This is a genomic window from Nocardioides zhouii (assembly GCF_004137345.1).
Lineage (GTDB): Bacteria > Actinomycetota > Actinomycetes > Propionibacteriales > Nocardioidaceae > Nocardioides > Nocardioides zhouii.
Window position 1 is genome coordinate 1 of sequence record NZ_SDWV01000042.1, and the last position, 1,525, is coordinate 1,525.

Annotated in this window: 1 protein-coding gene; it reads right to left on the minus strand. The window is 67.6% G+C overall.

What is annotated here, in order from left to right; translation table 11 throughout:
* Window positions 1-32: 32 nt before the first annotated feature.
* Window positions 33-1,400: an IS110 family RNA-guided transposase gene (locus EUA94_RS21950; RefSeq protein WP_242495162.1), complete on the minus strand. Its 1,368-nt coding sequence runs from the start codon at window positions 1,398-1,400 to the stop codon at window positions 33-35.
* Window positions 1,401-1,525: the final 125 nt, after the last annotated feature.

A 1,525-nucleotide genomic window follows, 5' to 3' on the forward strand; every position in this document is an offset into this window, starting at 1 on the left:
GCATGAGTTGCCCTGTGTCTACCCCTGACCGTTCAGGCCGCTTTCTCGGTGGTGTTGTTGAGGACGTTTTGGAGCGCTCGGTGTTGGGTCGGGTCGTAGCTGAGGTTGTCTTGCCAGCAGCGCCAGATGACCCCTGCCCAGGCTTTGCCGAGGATGCGTACGGCGTGGGGGTGGTCGTGTCCGCGAGCGATGGCGCGGTTGTAGAGATCGGCGGCCCAGGCGTTGTCGTGACGAGAGTCGCCGGCGAAGTCGCACAGGGCATCGCGGAGCTGCTTGTTGCATCCCCAGCGGAACGTGACGGCCTTGACCTTGCCGGACTGGCGGGTGGATGGGGCTACGCCGGCCAGCGCGGCCAGAGAGTCTGCGGTGGGGAACTTGCCGCGGGCGTCGCCGATCTCGGCGATCAGTCTGGCTACGCGCAGGGTCTTGACCCGAGGCAGGGACGCGTAGATGTGGGCGTCGGGGTGCGTGGTGAGCTGCGCGGCCAGTTGGTCTTCGAGGGTGGCGATCTGGGTGTTCAACACACGCAGCAGCGCTACGTAGGCGTGGGTGGTCGCGGCGTGGACCTCGGCGTCGGTGCCGATGGTTCCGCGGGGTGCGGCGAGGAGCCGGGCGTGCAGGACCTGGGGGTCGGTGCGTCCGGAGTAGCCGAGACTGGTCAGCCAGGTGGCGAGCCGTTTGGGCGAGAGCCAGTCGGCCTGGGCCTGGGTTGTGAACCGCTCCAGGAAGCACAGGCTGATCGCGCTGTCGATGGCTGCGAACAGCCCTGCTGCAGCGGGAAACACGAGCTGGAGGTGGGCGCGGAGCTGGTTCGCTGCGGCGACGCGGTGGACGACCAGATCGCGGCGAGCGCGCACGGTGGTGCGCATCGCGGTGGTGGCGGCGGTGTCGCGGACCAAGGCGCGCAGTCGGTGCCGATCGGTGCGGGTCACGTCGGCGAGGACGTAGGCATCGAAGCGGTCGTCCTTGTTGCCGGCCGAGCCGTACCTGGAGCGCAGGTTCTTCAGCTGGCCAGGAGCGATCACCAGGACGGTGAGTTCGGCCTGCAACAGAGCATCGACGAGTGGCCCGTCGCCGCGTTCAATACCGACTTCGGTGACGCCGGCCTTGAGCAGGCGCCGGACCAGGGACTTGAGCCCAACGGTGTCGTGGTCGACGACGAACCGGTCAAGCACCTCGCCGGCGGGGTCGATGATGCAGGTCGCGTGGTCGTCCTTGGCCCAGTCGATTCCGGCACGGACTCGCTCCGGGACGGTGGTCGGGGTGAAACTCATAGTTGTTGCCTCGCTGTTCGCGCAGTGAGAGAACACCCGGTGGTCCCGGGATCCCGCAGCCGATTGCTCACTGATCGGCGCTCGTCGGCGCATAGCCCTGTAGCCGGTCTGGGGGTCCTGGGCCACCGGACCCCGCAGAACTCATGCTGGACCTCGAAGGTCGAGCATCCGTGGCGGTGGTCCGGTGGGGACCAGGGGTGCATCGGCAGCCCATCTGGAACTACCGACAAGAGGATGGTGCACCAGTGAGC